General features: G+C 53.8%; 7 protein-coding genes and 5 pseudogenes. 10 read left to right on the forward strand and 2 right to left on the reverse strand.

Annotation, left to right across the window (positions count from 1 at the left end; all coding sequences use genetic code 11):
• Nucleotides 1-59 precede the first annotated feature (59 nt).
• Both P378_RS11285 and P378_RS11290 read left to right on the forward strand, forming a co-directional pair.
• Nucleotides 60-848 (forward strand): dihydroorotate dehydrogenase electron transfer subunit, encoded by a 789-nt coding sequence (locus tag P378_RS11285; RefSeq protein WP_099083314.1) that lies wholly within the window; start codon nucleotides 60-62, stop codon nucleotides 846-848.
• Entirely contained in the window at nucleotides 845-1,759 is a 915-nt protein-coding gene (locus tag P378_RS11290; protein ID WP_099083315.1) for a dihydroorotate dehydrogenase, read from the forward strand. Before P378_RS11285 ends, P378_RS11290 begins: the two co-directional genes overlap by 4 nt.
• 138 nt (nucleotides 1,760-1,897) lie before the next feature.
• Here the strand turns inward: P378_RS11290 and P378_RS19615 are convergent, their stop codons facing one another.
• A complete protein-coding gene (locus P378_RS19615; RefSeq protein ID WP_180261070.1) occupies nucleotides 1,898-2,068 on the reverse strand; it encodes a hypothetical protein in 171 nt (56 codons plus the stop codon).
• A 76-nt stretch (nucleotides 2,069-2,144) separates the two neighbouring features.
• On the opposite strand from P378_RS19615, the pseudogene pyrF reads away from it, so the two are divergent.
• The 4 genes and pseudogenes from pyrF to P378_RS11310 all read left to right on the forward strand — a co-directional run bounded on the left by pyrF (nucleotide 2,145) and on the right by P378_RS11310 (nucleotide 5,621).
• Nucleotides 2,145-2,881: pseudogene (pyrF, locus tag P378_RS11295) on the forward strand (orotidine-5'-phosphate decarboxylase).
• A complete protein-coding gene (gene lspA, locus P378_RS11300) occupies nucleotides 2,882-3,331 on the forward strand; it encodes a signal peptidase II (RefSeq protein ID WP_099083316.1) in 450 nt (149 codons plus the stop codon).
• 154 nt (nucleotides 3,332-3,485) lie between these two features.
• Entirely contained in the window at nucleotides 3,486-4,058 is a 573-nt protein-coding gene (gene pyrE, locus P378_RS11305) for an orotate phosphoribosyltransferase (protein WP_099083317.1), read from the forward strand.
• Nucleotides 4,059-4,148: 90 nt separating this feature from the next.
• A complete protein-coding gene (locus tag P378_RS11310) occupies nucleotides 4,149-5,621 on the forward strand; it encodes an alkaline phosphatase family protein (RefSeq protein ID WP_099083318.1) in 1,473 nt (490 codons plus the stop codon).
• A gap of 81 nt (nucleotides 5,622-5,702) precedes the next feature.
• On the opposite strand, the gene P378_RS11315 is transcribed toward P378_RS11310, so the two are convergent.
• Nucleotides 5,703-7,484, reverse strand: coding sequence for an Rqc2 family fibronectin-binding protein (locus tag P378_RS11315; RefSeq protein WP_099083319.1), 1,782 nt, complete (start codon nucleotides 7,482-7,484; stop codon nucleotides 5,703-5,705).
• Between the two features lie 362 nt (nucleotides 7,485-7,846).
• Between P378_RS11315 and P378_RS11320 the strand changes: the two are divergent.
• From P378_RS11320 to P378_RS11335, 4 pseudogenes are all read left to right on the forward strand, one after another.
• Nucleotides 7,847-10,595, forward strand: a pseudogene (locus P378_RS11320) (calcium-transporting P-type ATPase, PMR1-type).
• Between the two features lie 268 nt (nucleotides 10,596-10,863).
• Nucleotides 10,864-11,711 (forward strand): annotated as a pseudogene (gene dapF / locus P378_RS11325) (diaminopimelate epimerase).
• A 66-nt stretch (nucleotides 11,712-11,777) separates the two neighbouring features.
• Nucleotides 11,778-12,954 (forward strand): annotated as a pseudogene (locus P378_RS11330) (LL-diaminopimelate aminotransferase).
• A 321-nt stretch (nucleotides 12,955-13,275) separates the two neighbouring features.
• Nucleotides 13,276-14,468, forward strand: a pseudogene (locus tag P378_RS11335) (pyridoxal phosphate-dependent aminotransferase).
• Nucleotides 14,469-14,749 lie beyond the last annotated feature (281 nt).

Raw genomic sequence — 14,749 nt, forward strand, 5'->3', positions numbered from 1 at the left:
GGGTAAACTTAAGACATATTGTTGAGAAAAAGGTTCACGGAAGGTTTGGAGGGTTGTCTATGTCCAAGGTGATGGACGCCAAGGTCATGGCGGTATTTACGGTGGCGCCGGATACCTACTATATGGAGTTGGAAGCTCCGGAGATTGCCCGGCTGGCTGTGCCAGGCCAATTTGTGCATGTGCGCAGCAGCGATTCTCAAGACCCGCTGCTGCGCAGGCCTATTTCCATTCACATGGTCAGCCGCCCCAAGGGTGTTCTGGCCCTCCTGTTCCGGGTGGTGGGCAAGGGTACGGAACTGCTGGCCCAAAAGAAAACCGGCGACAGGGTCAACATTATGGGACCGCTGGGCCGGGGTTTCACCCTGCCGCTGCCGGGTTCCCGGGTGGCGGTGGCAGCCGGCGGCATCGGTGCGGCGCCCATGGTGTTCCTGGTGCAGGAACTGGCCAACATGAAGTGCCAGGTCACCGTTTACCTGGGGGCCAGGGATAAAAAGAGCCTGCTCTGTGACGGTCAGTTTGTCCAAATGGAAGCCGAAGTGGTCATTGCCACCGATGACGGCTCCATGGGCTTTAAGGGAACGGTGCCGGAACTGATGCGGCGTCACAGTGACTGGCGAAGAACGGCCATGACCTACATGTGCGGTCCCAAAGGAATGATGAAGGAAATCTCGGCTATGCTGGCGGAGGCCGATGTGCCCGGTGAAGTGTCCCTGGAAGAAAATATGGGCTGCGGGGTGGGTGCCTGCCTTTCCTGTGCCGTGAAGATTACCCACCACGGGCAAGTCACCAACAAGAGAGTTTGCGCCGACGGCCCGGTATTTCCATCCTGGCAGGTGGTGTGGGAGTGAGACCGAATTTAGGTGTAACGATCGGCAGTATCAATATGAAAAACCCTGTCACCACAGCTTCCGGCACCTTTGGTTTCGGACAGGAGTACGGGCCCTATGTGGATATCAACCGGCTGGGCGCCATCGTTGTCAAGGGGACGACCCTGGAGCCGAGGGAAGGCAATGCCACTCCGCGGCTGGTGGAAACCCCCTCAGGGATCCTTAATTCCATCGGGCTGCAAAATCCCGGGGCGGACTATTTAATCGAACATTATGCACCTTATTTTCAAACGCTGCAGACCAACGTCATTGTAAACATCTCCGGCTGCACCGTGGAAGAATACGCCGAGCTGGCGGCCAAGCTGGACGGCGTGCCGGGTATTGCCGGGCTGGAGGTGAATATCTCCTGCCCCAATGTGAAAAAGGGCGGCATGGCCTTTGGCGGTGACGCGGCCACGGCCGCTGAAGTGACGAAGGCTGTCAAACAGGCCACCGGTTTACCGGTGATTGTGAAGCTGTCCCCCAATGTTACCGATATCGCAGAAATCGCCAGGGCAGTGGAAGCAGCCGGGGCGGACGGTCTGTCGGTGATCAACACCCTGCTGGGCATGGCCATTGATGTGCGGAAGAGGAAGCCTGTTTTAGGCAATATCCTGGGCGGTCTCTCCGGCCCGGCAGTCAAGCCGGTGGCGGTGAGGGCGGTTTGGCAGGTATACAAAGCGGTGAAACTTCCCATCATCGGCATGGGCGGCATTATGACCGCCGAAGATGCCCTGGAGTTCATTCTGGCCGGGGCTGCAGCAGTGGCAGTGGGAACTGCCAACTTTATTAATCCCCGGGCCACTTTGGATGTGCTTGAGGGGATCGAGGCATATTTAACGGAAAACGGTGTAGAGGATATTAAAGAACTGGTGGGAGCGGCACACAGGTAAATACTACATCTATAAAAATAATTGGGTATGGGAAAAGGTACAGTACTTAAATCCTATGGAATTTAGTCTTGTTCTCTTAGTTCCCTTACCCACTGGTAAATGGAATCAGGTGTAGAAAACTCGGGATAATCCACTTCATTAAATTGCGCCTGCTGAATTCATAATGGCCTTCTTCTGTTTGATTTTGACAAATTCTTTACGGACTGCCTTAATGATAAAGTCAGTTTTTTGATCTCCGCAGATATATTTATTTAATTCTTCCTGCAGGTCATCAGGGAACTCAATTAGTATAAGCCGAGTTTTATCCATGCTTCCTTCTCATCAGGCATTTTTATAAAGTATACCAGCAATAGGAAGTTGGCAAAATCCCTATTTTGGAGGATTTATGAATCAAAAACTTACTTTAGCCAAAGAAAAACTCATCGTTGCCCTTGATGTTGATACCGCTGAAAAAGCGCTGGATTTGGTGAAAAAGCTATCTTCCCATGCGGGCATGTTTAAAGTGGGGATGCAGCTTTTTTACAACGCAGGTCCCGATGTGGTGCGGCGGATCAAGGAACAGGGAGTCAAGGTTTTTCTGGATTTGAAGCTGCATGACATTCCCAACACCGTGGGACAGGCAGCCCGTGCGCTGGCGGGTCTGGGGGCGGATATCATCAATGTCCATGCCGCCGGCGGGTCAGCTATGATGCAGCTGCCGCCGGGGCAGTGAGGGAGAGGGCGGCCGCCCTCGGTCTGCCGGCTCCCCTTGTCATCTCCGTCACCGTGTTAACCAGCATCGACCGGCCTGCCTTTCAGCAGGAGTTGGGGTTCCCCGGCGAGATTCAGGAAAAGGTCCGGGCCTGGGCCGTCCTGACCAAGGAAGCGGGTTTGGACGGGGTGGTGGCATCTCCCAAAGAGACCGCCGTTATACGGGAAGCCTGCGGTGATGATTTTAAAATTATCACCCCCGGCATTCGACCGGCCTGGTCGGTTTCCGGCGACCAAAGGCGGATTATGACACCGGGCGAGGCCATTGGTCAGGGGGCCAGTTACCTGGTGGTGGGCCGTCCCATCACCGGCGCCGGTGACCCGGCTGCGGCCGCCCAAAAAATACTTTCTGAAATGGCCGAGGGATTGTAAATGGTTCGGTTTGTGATTGTCCTTGTTATGACGGCTTTTATCGACCTGTATGTCAAATTCATTGTGATGAACAAAATGGTTGAGGGAGAATCCATCCCCATCTGGCCGGGTGTCTTTCACCTGACCTACATTCAAAACCCCGGCGCTGCCTTCGGCATGCTGGCCGGGAAAACCTGGTTTTTTGTGGGGATTACCGCCCTGGTGCTGGTGGGGATGGCGGTGAGCTACCGCTGGATCAACCAGGCCGGACCTCTTTATCACTGGGCCTTGGGGCTGGTGGCCGGAGGAGCTGTGGGCAACCTGGTGGACCGCATTCGCTACACCAAGGTCATTGACTTTCTGGATTTTCGGGTCTGGCCGGTGTTTAACCTGGCTGACACCGCCATCTGCATCGGCGTGGGATTGATCCTGCTGGATGCCTTCCGGGAGTTCCGAAGGGAGAAGGGTTAACCATAATAATATTTATGTAAACACTGCTTGACGGACCGACTTTTCGGAACGGGTAAACCTTTGAGAAGAGGGTAATGGTAAGTGATATAAATGTTTTACGGGTAAAATCCTATTTATATGGAACGGTCTCATTCTAAACAACGGGAGTGTTACTATGACCAGGGAAGAAATTATTGATATTTTTACCAAAACAGGGGCCATGCTGACGGGGCATTTCCGGTTGACGTCCGGCAAGCACAGCAACCGCTACTTCCAGTGTGCCCAGGTGCTCCAGTACCCTCACTACACGGAACGGCTTTGTCAAGAAATTGCCCGGCGTTTTAAGGATCAGGGAGTGGAGACTGTGATAGGCCCGGCCATGGGCGGCATTCTGGTCTCCTATGAGGTGGCACGGGCGCTGGGTGTACGCAGCCTGTTTACTGAAAGAGAAAACGGCAAAATGGCTCTCAGGCGTAATTTTACCATTGCCCCGGGTGAAAGGGTGCTGGTGGTGGAGGATGTCATTACCACCGGTGGTTCGGTGGCTGAAGTGATTGAGCTGGTGCGCGGTCTCGGTGGTGAGGTGGTGGGCGCCGGGGTTCTGGTGGACCGCAGCTATGGCAAAGCGGACCTGGGGGTAAGAACCGAAGCCCTGCTGACGGTTTCGGTGGAAACCTTTGAACCCGATCACTGCCCTCTTTGTGCCGAAGGCACGCCTGCCATAAAACCCGGCAGCCGCCAGGTGTAGGCAAGAAATTAAAAATAAAACTCCCCTGATTGGCGCATGCTATGGGGGAGTTTTTTATATTCCGGTTTTTTAATTTATGGAGGGGTGACAATGCCAGAGACCAAAAGGATTCTTTATATTGTAATTGATTCGTTTCACCCCAGGGCATTGGAACACTGCCGCCGGCAGGGTAAACTTCCCGCCTTGTCCTTTCTTATTGAAAACGGTTCTTTAGATAACCACTGTATTTCCAACTTTCCTACCATGACCCCTGCCTGTACCAGCACCCTGTCCACCGGAGCACCGCCTTCGCTGCATACCATCCCGGGCATTGTCTGGTATCACCGGGGAGAAAGACGGATTGTCGACTATAATTCAAGGTTGTTGTCCGTTTTAAAAAGGGGACTGCAGCAGGCTGTGCGGGATTTTGTTTTTAACCTGAACCACAAGCAGCTCAGTTGGGAAGTACGGACCGTCTATGAAGACCTGGAAGCCAGGGGGCTTTACACCGCTGCGGTGAACCCGTTTTTTTACCGGGGGAACACAGAATATCCGGCACACATTCCCTTTATCTTAAAGCTTCTTACTCTTTTTGAACTGGAGGACATGAGGATTTTCGGACCCAAAGGCCTTTCCCTGGGCCAGTTGTACCAACCGCCCGGCACCTTACGGCAAACCATCAAGGATATACGGTACTGGCGAAAGTTTGGTGTTAACGACAAGTTCTCCATCAGGGCGGTGGAATGGTTCTTACAGCAAGAACAGCGTCCGGATTTGTTAACGGTGTATTTTCCGGATACCGACAACCTGTCCCATTCGCAAAATGCCGACTGTTGTGAGCCGTGTTTAACCAGAATTGATAAAAAAATAACTGATATTCTTAATTGTTTCCCCAGTTGGGAAAAGGTACTGGAAGAATTTGTCATTATTCTGGTGGGTGACCATGCCCAGTCAACGCTGGAAAAAGGCAAAAAGGCCCTCATAAAGGTTCCTCAACGGCTGGAAATGTACACACAGGCCAAAACCGGTGAAGAAAACATCGAAGAGAAGGATATCGCCATTTGTTCCAATGAACGCATGGCTTATATCTACATTTTGCGCTACCGACCGGGCATGAGAAGAAATATGGTAAAGTGCCTGCTGCAGGAACCGCAGGTGGATCAGGTAATTTGGAAGGAGGACCCGTGGTACCATGTGGAAACCGAAAGGGGTGCTCTGTCGTTCCGAAAGGGAGGAAACTATCGGGATGAATATGGGAACCAGTGGGATGTATCCGGGGAGAAGGCAGCGTTGGATATGATTTTAGAAGAGAACCAAATTCGGTATGGCCTGTATCCCAATGCCCTGGAACGCATCAGCCAGTGTTTGGACAATCCCAATGCCGGCGAACTGGTGGTGACGGCAAAGCCAGGCTATCTATTGGCAGGTGAGGGGGCGCCCTGGCGGCACGGCAAGGGCAGCCACGGGTCCCTCCATCGAGAGGACACGATGGTGCCCCTTATTATCAGCGGGACTTCTCAAAGAATCGAAAAGCCCCGGCTGGTTGATGTAGTCCCCTTTATTAAATCCTTACTGCTAAAATAATAGCAAATATTCGTACAGGATTAGGTTAGTAGAAACAGAGGAAAGAGCTTACTCGTGCAGGCTTTTCTCACTTCTAACCTCTTACTTCTCACTTCTCATAAGCTTATCCACCAGTTCCTCACTGGGGGTTACATAAAGGGTTCTTTGATTGTCATAAATTACCATACCCGGCTTGGCGCCTTTGGGCTTACGGACATGACGGCGCAGGGTGTAATCCACCGGCACTTTGCCGGACTGCCGTGCTTTGCTGAACCAGGCGGCCAGGGAAGCGGCCTCCAGCAGGGTTTGCTCGGGGACGTCAGGCCTCTGGTCGCACCGGATGATGACGTGGGAACCGGGGATATTCTTGGTATGCAGCCAGAGGTCCTCATCACCGGCAAGCCGCAGGGTAAGATAATCGTTTTGTTTGTTGTTCTTACCCACCAGGATGGTGTGGCCGTCAGAAGAGACAAAGGACAGTGGCTGAGGCCGGCTCTGTTCTTTTTTCGTTTTAGCACGGTCCTGCTGGGCTTTGGGCTTCAGGTAGGTTTGTTCTTCCAGTTCGCTGCGGATTTCCGTTAAGTCCTCCGTATCCAGGGCCTGCAGTACAGCGGTTTCCACCGCCTCCAGGTAGGCCAGTTCCGACTCCGCCTGCTCCAACTGAATCATAACCGCATCCCTGGTGTTTTTTGCCTTGAGATACTTTTTAAAATAGGCCTGGGCATTCTGAGAAGGGGTCATAGACGCGTCCATGGGAATGACCGTTTCCTGTCCCTCCGGGTCATAAAAGTTTTGCACCTTTGCCTCGGACCCCTGTTCAATTTGATAGAGGTAGGCCGTCAGCAACTCACCGTAGACGCGGTAGATGTCTGCCTTCTCGGCAGTGTCCAGAGACTTCCGGTATACCGCCAATTTCTTTTTCAGACGGCTGATTTCCTTACGCACTGTTTGCAAGAGGGACTGGCGGTGTCCTTCCAGGAAGCGGAAACCGGTGATTTTTTCGTAGTAATGCTCCAAAATTCCGCTCATGCTGCCGCCTTCCCTGCGATGGGCCGCCACATGCGTAAGATTGACGGCGGCAAACTCCAGCGGCTGTCCCCGGCGGTCCAGCAGCAGGGTAGGTTCAAAGGTGCCTTCCTCAAGCATGGTGCTGACCCATTGCACCTGCCGCCAGAGCTGGGTCAATTCGTAGTCCCCGCAGTGCTCCAGCTGGTAGTCCGCAGGCAGCCCCGCACGGGTCACCATCTCCCGGCAGGTCTGGGGTCCCACCCCCGCAATCTTTTGCAGCAGGAAGCCGGCCACTTGGGCTTCTAAGTTACTGTCCATCATCTCCATGCGGAATTGCTCTTCCGACAGGGTACGGGGGTCCCGTTTGCCCTGTTCCGGCGGGGGCAGGTAGGGACGGTTGGGCAAAACTTCCCGGTAGCGGGAAACCGAATGGGAATAGCGGTGAATCCCGTCCACAATGGTATTGCTGTCCGGGTCCACCAGGAGAATATTGCTGTGTTTTCCCATCACTTCAATGATGAGAAGTTTCTCTCCGGGGCGACCCAGTTCATCCCGGGAGTCGATAGAGAACTTTAAGATCCGTTCCAGACCTACCTGTTCCACTAAACGAATGCGCCCGCCTTCCAGATGCTTGCGCAGGACCATACAGAAAATCGGCGGGGACAGGGGATTGACATAGGAACAACCGGTTAAATGAACGCGGGCATCCCGGGCATCCGCCGAAAGAAGAAGCTTTTGTTTTCCTCTTTCCCTGGTATGGACCACCAGGATCATTTCACTGGGGCCGGGCTGTTGAATCTTTTCCACCCGGCCCCCTATCAATTGATCTGCCAGTTCCCGAGCAACGGCAGCCATCACTAAACCATCAAAGGCCATAACATCTTCTCCTCTCACTCCTCTTATTTTAACGAACCGGGCATTCTGTGTCACTCTTAATTCTCCGGGGAAAAACATTTCAGCATCTACCCGGGGAGGTGCTATCGTTATCCACCGTTCACTCCTGCTACGCACCGACAGCACTATGACTCACTCCCGGGCAAAACCGGGTCGCCTTCGACTCGCCGTCCTTGGCTCGGCGAAGGCTGGCGCAAATATTTCTCACAGAATTGTTTATCCAAAAACTGGGTCTTTTTTTGGGACAGGCAGAATAAATTTAAAAGAAGTACAAGCAATATCTTTTCTAGCCTGGCTGACAGCTAACGGCTATTAATAAAACCTGTTTTTGGAGGGGTGACACCATGACTACGCGTTGGTTTGAGATGAGGAGACAGGAAGTTACGGACAAACTGGGAACTTGTCCCGATGGGGGATTGGACGAGCAGCAGGCCAGGGAAAGGCTTGAACAATTTGGACCCAATAAACTGATCAGTACCAGAAGAACGCCGCCCTGGAAAATGCTTTTGGACCAGTTTAAAGACTTTATGGTCCTGGTTTTAATCGCCGCCACCCTGGTGTCCGGGTTTTTGGGTGAATGGGCCGATGCTATCACCATTATGATTATTGTAGTGGTAAACGCCATTCTCGGGTTTGTTCAGGAGTTTCGGGCGGAGAAATCCATGGAGGCCCTGAGGGCCTTGACAGCCCCGGAGGCAAGGGTGATCCGCAACGGCGTGGAAAGAAAGGTGCCCGCCGCCGATCTGGTGCCCGGGGATGTTGTCTTGTTAGATACCGGTGATAAAGTGCCTGCGGACATGCGGTTATTGGAAGTTTCCAACCTGGAAGTGGAGGAATCCGCCCTCACCGGGGAATCAAACCCGGTGAAAAAGCGGGTTGCCAATATGAAAGGCCAGGAAGAAGTCTGCCTGGGAGACACCCGCAATATGGCCTACATGGGGACCGTCGTGGTACGCGGCAGGGGCAAGGGCGTGGTGGTGGCCACCGGCATGCACACGGAGATGGGCCATATCACCAGGATGATTCAAGAAGCGGAAGATGATGAAACCCCTTTGCAGCGCCGCCTGGAACAGTTGGGCAAGGCCCTGGTGATCTTTTGTTTGCTGGTGTGCGCCCTGGTGGTGGTGCTGGGGGTTATGCGAGGTGAACCGCTCTACCACATGTTTTTGGCCGGTGTCAGCTTGGCGGTGGCAGCCATACCGGAAGGCCTGCCTGCCATTGTCACCATCTCCCTGGCCATCGGTGTCCAGAGGATGATCAAACGAAACGCCATTATTCGCCGCTTGCCGGCAGTGGAGACCCTGGGCTGCGCCACCATTATCTGCAGTGACAAGACCGGAACGTTAACCGAAAACCAAATGACCGTGCGTCAGGCCGTGGTAGGCAGTACGGACGTTAAAGTGTCCGGAGAAGGATATGACCCCAAGGGAGAATTTCGCTTTGACGGGCCCCGGGGACCGGGAGTTAACCTGTTCCTCAAATGTGCCGCCCTTTGCAACAACTCCCAACTAACCAAGGGAGAAGTCTCTGTCGGGGGCATTTTCCGCAACCTGCGGGCCGGCAAACTAACCAACGTTTGGGGAGTGGCCGGAGATCCCACCGAAGGGGCGCTGCTGGTTATGGCAGCCAAGGGAAAGACCTGGCGCAAAGATCTGGAAAAAGAAGAAAAAAGAGTTTTAGAGCTTCCCTTTGACAGCATACGCAAGAGAATGTCCGTTGTTTATCAGAATCGCAGCGGCCAGTTAACGGCCTATGTCAAGGGTGCCCCGGATGTCATTCTGGACTTATGCACGCATATCTACCGGGATGGTCGCATCATTCCCCTCACTGAAAATACCCGGCAGGAACTGCTGAAGAGAAATTCGGACATGGCCAAGGAAGCCCTGCGGGTCCTGGCCCTGGCTTATCGCGATTTGAGCCATCTGGATGCAGCCGAAGAATTAAACGAAGACAACGTAGAACAGCGCTTGGTATTCTTAGGTCTGGCCGGTATGATAGACCCGCCCCGGCCCGCCGCCATCCAGGCTGTGCAGGTTTGCCGCCGGGCCGGTATCCGCACCGTTATGATCACCGGCGATCACCAACTCACCGCCCAGGCCGTCGGCAAAGAACTGGGGCTGCTTACCAAATGCGCCAGGGTGCTGACCGGGGCGGAACTGGACCGTATGTGCGACCAAGAGTTACAGGAGGCGGCCGAAAACACGGCTGTCTATGCCCGGGTGACTCCCAAACACAAACTGCGGATCGTCCGGGCACTGAAACGGAACGGGCATGTGGTGGCCATGACCGGTGACGGGGTGAACGACGCCCCGGCCGTAAAAGAAGCAGACATCGGAGTGGCCATGGGCAAGGCAGGGACCGATGTAACCAAAGAAGCCTCAGCCATGGTCCTGGCCGACGACAATTTCACCACCATTGCGGCGGCCATCGAGGAAGGACGGGCCATTTACGATAATATCCGTAAATTTATCCGTTACCTGCTGTCCTGTAACGTGGGGGAAGTGCTGACCATGTTCCTGGCGGTGTTAATGGGCATGCCGTTACCCCTGCTGCCCATTCAAATCCTCTGGATGAACCTAGTTACCGACGGGCTGCCGGCCATGGCCCTGGGGGTGGACCCCGCAGAAAAGGACATCATGTACCGGCGTCCCCGGGACCCCCAGGAAAGTGTTTTTTCTCACGGATTGGGCTGGCGCATTGTCAGCACCGGCATGGTCTTTGCCCTGGGGACTGGTGGCCTTTGCCGTCGGGTTGATGATGGGGCAGGTGGAACTGGCCAGGACCATGGCCTTTAATACGCTGGTGTTTTTCCAACTGTTCTTTGTCTTTTCCTGCCGCTCGGAAAGACATTCCATTGTAGAAATCGGCTTCTTCGGCAACCCCCAGCTGGTACTGGCCGTTATGGTCTCCGCCTGCCTGCAGCTGGCCGTCAACTACATCAACTTCCTGCAGCCGATCTTCCATACCGTACCCCTGGAGCTCAAACACTGGCTGGTGGTGCTGACCATTGCCGTGGTACCCCAGTTTTTGGGCATTGTGGTCAAGGCCGTCAAGGACAGGGCGAAAGAGAGGATTATGTATATCCGGGCATAGCCTCAAGTCCGAGGTTCGAAGTTCAATAATAAAAGACCCACCGAGGTTTTAAAAAACAGGTGGGTCTTTCTCATTCTTCATACTTATACCAATAGCCGATGGCAGGACCCAAAAGAAATACCCTATAGCTGTCAGATATACAATGTACAAACAGTCAGGCAGCAGGAAATGAATGCTATAAGTAGAAATCTACCGATCATAGGACATACTACATTAAAACTGACAGGTGCGTAATATGGCATAAAAGACAGTAAGGAGGTAACTTAATTTGTTTTTTACCAAGGTGCATGGTTTAGGAAATGATTTTATACTGGTAAACGCCGGTACCGGCCAGGGATTTCCGGATGACTACAGCACGCTGGCCAGGGAGATGTGTGACCGCAGGTTCGGCATCGGCGCCGACGGCCTGGTATTGCTGCTGGATTCCGAGAAGGCTGATGTCCGGATGAGAATCATAAATTCCGATGGCAGTGAGCCGGAAATGTGCGGCAATGCCATTCGCTGTGTGGGCAAGTATTTATACGAACACGGCATTGTCCGCAAGGACGAAATTAAGGTAGAAACGCTGGCCGGCATCATCGTGCCGCACATCATCCAGAACAACGGCGTGGTGGAAGCAGTAAGAGTGGATATGGGTGCCCCCAGGCTGGAAAGGGCGGAGATTCCCATGCTGGGACCCGCAGGCCGGGTGATCAATGAGCCCTGGAGGTGGCCGGGCAGACCATTTATGTTACCGTTGTTTCCATGGGAAACCCCCATTGCGTTATTTTTGTTGAAGATGTCTCGGCCATCCCCCTGGCGGACATCGGCCCCCGGATTGAGACCCACCCGGCCTTTCCCAGAAAAACCAACGTGGAGTTTGTCCAGGTGGTAAGCCCCACGGAAGTTCGCATGGTGGTATGGGAGCGGGGAGCAGGCATCACCATGGCCTGCGGCACCGGTGCCTGCGCGGTGGCTGTGGCCGGGGTGTTAAACGGCTTAACGGAAAAACATGTAACGGTGCATCTGCCGGGCGGGCCTTTAATCATTGAATGGGCGGACAACGGCACCGTATACATGACCGGTCCGGCCGAGGAAGTCTTTAAGGGTGAATATACAGTATACAACCGGCGATAAGGTTGAAAAAAACCGTCTGTAATTGTTATACTTTGCACGAACTGCAGAAAAAAGGAGGAATATGTCTTGCGCTTTGAAGAAGCTCAAAGGATAAAGAACCTGCCGCCCTACCTCTTTGCCCGCATTGAAAAAGTAATTGCTCAAAAAAGGAAGAGGGCGTGGATGTCATCAGCCTGGGCATCGGCGACCCGGACATGCCCACCCCGCAACATATTATTAAAGAAGCTCAGCAGCAGGTGGCTGTGCCGGAAAACCACCAGTACCCGTCCTCGGTGGGCATGCCGTCCTATCGCAAGGCGGTGGCAGACTTTTACGCCAAGCGTTTTGGCGTTGATTTGGAACCCAAAACAGAAGTTGTATCTTTGATTGGTTCCAAGGAAGGCATCGCGCATATCTCCTGGTGCTATCTCAACCCAGGTGACACCGTGCTGGTCCCCGACCCGGGCTACCCGGTTTACAGCGGCGGGGCTATTTTGGCCGGCGCAGAGCCCTATTACATGCCCCTGACTGCCGAAAAGGGCTTCCTGCCGGACCTGGCTGCCATTCCCGAGGATGTGGCCAGGAAAGCCAAGATGATGTTCATCAACTATCCCAACAACCCCACCGGCGCCGTGGCGGACGAAAACTTCTACAAAGAAGTGGTTGAATTTGCCAAGAAATATGAAATATTAGTCTGCCATGACAGCGCTTACTCCGAAGTGGCATACGAAGGGTACAAACCGCTTTCCTTCCTGCAGATCCCCGGTGCCAAAGAAGTAGGCATTGAGTTTAATTCCGTATCCAAGGCTTATAACATGACCGGCTGGCGTATCGGCTGGGCTGCCGGCAACTCGGACGTTATTGAAGCCCTGGGGCGCTTTAAAACCAATATTGATTCCGGCCAGTTCCAGGCTGTTCAATATGCCGCCATTGCCGGCCTCACCGGCCCCCAGGATACCGTGGCCGCCAACAACGAAATTTACCGTGAGCGCAGGGACATTGTGGTGGATGGACTGAACGCCATGGGCTGGCACCTGGAAAAACCCAAAGCCACTTTCTACATCTGGGCGCCGGTGCCGAAGGGCTTTACTTCAGCCTCCTTTGCGGAATTCGTCATTGAGAAGGCCGGCGTGGTCATCACCCCCGGCAACGGCTACGGCGAACAGGGCGAGGGCTATTTCCGCATCTCCATCACCATCCCCAAGGAGCGAATCGCCGAAGCCTGGAGCGGATGAAGAAGAATATCGGTAAAGTTGAGTTTTAACACTTATCCCTCTTTACGTAGGGAGGCACTATCGTTATCCCCGTTCGTTCCATGCTCCGCACCGACAGCACTACGACTCACTCCGGGCAAAAACCGCCTCAACGGGCCGTCCTGGCCCGATTCGGCTGGCGTACCCATACGGGCACAAGACAGACGTCCTGTCTGCGCCCCCGGTTTAGCCCTACGTTCGTAAGTGCCCGTTAGGTGCAAGTGCTGTTACCGGTGCTCCGCAAAGTCACTCTCTATCGGATAACGATAGTACCTTGCCAATTTCGAGACGTTTATTTACCTTACATTTTATTTTAGTTGGGAGAGACGATGATGAGATTGTCCGAACGTGCAGTGGGTATCAGCCCGTCACCGACCCTGGCCATTGATGCCAAGGCCAAGCAAATGAAGGCTTCCGGCATAAAGGTCATCAGCTTTGGCGTCGGGGAACCGGACTTTGATACCCCTGACAACATTAAAGAAGCTGCCATTGAAGCCATTCAAGCAGGGGAAACCCGCTACACACCTGCCGGCGGCACGCTAAAACTAAAGCAGGCCATCGTAGACAAATTCCAGCGGGAAAACGGCCTGGAGTACCAGACCAATCAAATTGTTGTTTCCGTGGGAGCGAAGCATTCCCTTTACAATGCCTTTCAGGTCCTCTGCCAGCCCAGCGACGAGGTGATTTTACCGGCGCCCTACTGGGTCAGCTACCTGGAGCAAATTAAGCTGGCCGGAGCGGCAGCCGTTGTGGTACAAACCAGGGAGGAAAACGGTTTTAAGTTAACCCCCCGGGAATTAAAAGAGGCCATTACCCCCAGGTCCCGGGTCTTCCTGCTGAACAGCCCCAGCAACCCCACCGGCGGTGTATACACCGGGATGAACTGGCAGCCCTGGGAGAGATCCTGCTGCAGCACAACATTACCGTTATTTCCGATGAAATCTATGAAAAACTGCTGTACGACGGCCTGGAACATGTCAGCATCGCCTCCATCAGCCCGTCATTGAAAGAAAATACCGTGGTCATCAACGGGGTATCCAAGGCCTACGCCATGACCGGTTGGCGTATCGGCTATGCAGCGGCCCCCACCTCTGTGGCCAAGGCCATGGCGGACCTGCAGTCCCATTCCACCTCCAACCCCACCTCCATCGCCCAGGCTGCCAGCGTGGCCGCCCTGAACGGTCCCCAGGATGCTGTGGACGCCATGGTGGTGGAGTTCGAAAAACGCAGAAACTACATGCTGGAGCGGATTAACGCCATTCCCGGCGTCACCTGCCCGAAACCCGGCGGCGCCTTTTACCTGTACCCCAACGTCAGCGCCTACTTTGGCAAGTCCTATCAAGGCAAACCGGTGAACAATGCCACCGACCTGGCCAACCTGCTGCTGGAAGTGGCCGAAGTGGCCGTGGTCCCCGGCATTGCCTTCGGCGGCGACGACTTTATCCGACTGTCCTACGCCACATCCATGGAGAATATTAAGGAAGGCCTGGACCGGATCGAGAAGCTGCTGGGTGAGTTGAATTAACTCTCAGAAGATACAACTAAGACACCTGAGAAATACGCTTTAAACGAACCTCACGCAGGCAGACTGGCTTTTCCGCAACGCAGCGGGCGTAAGAGAAGTGAGATGTGAGAAGTTAGACGTGAGAGAGGATTATAAAAAAAGATTTACCCCAATAGTTTCTCACCTCTAACCACTCACTTCCCACCTCTTAATTGCCAGGCTGCCCCCTAGGTAACACTTTCATATCTTAACAAACACTTCTCATATAGGTATTACTACCAAGCAAGCATTAAATCAAAGAA

The sequence above is a fragment of the Desulforamulus profundi genome, assembly GCF_002607855.1.

Excerpts from the sequence above, each read along its gene's own strand:
- pyrE (WP_099083317.1), top strand. The coding sequence starts at position 3,486 with ATGACCAGGGAAGAAATTATTGATATTTTTACCAAAACAGGGGCCATG.
- P378_RS19615 (WP_180261070.1), bottom strand. The coding sequence starts at position 2,068 with ATGGATAAAACTCGGCTTATACTAATTGAGTTCCCTGATGACCTGCAG.
- P378_RS11315 (WP_099083319.1), bottom strand. The coding sequence starts at position 7,484 with ATGGCCTTTGATGGTTTAGTGATGGCTGCCGTTGCTCGGGAACTGGCA.
- P378_RS11310 (WP_099083318.1), top strand. The coding sequence starts at position 4,149 with ATGCCAGAGACCAAAAGGATTCTTTATATTGTAATTGATTCGTTTCAC.
- lspA (WP_099083316.1), top strand. The coding sequence starts at position 2,882 with ATGGTTCGGTTTGTGATTGTCCTTGTTATGACGGCTTTTATCGACCTG.
- P378_RS11285 (WP_099083314.1), top strand. The coding sequence starts at position 60 with ATGTCCAAGGTGATGGACGCCAAGGTCATGGCGGTATTTACGGTGGCG.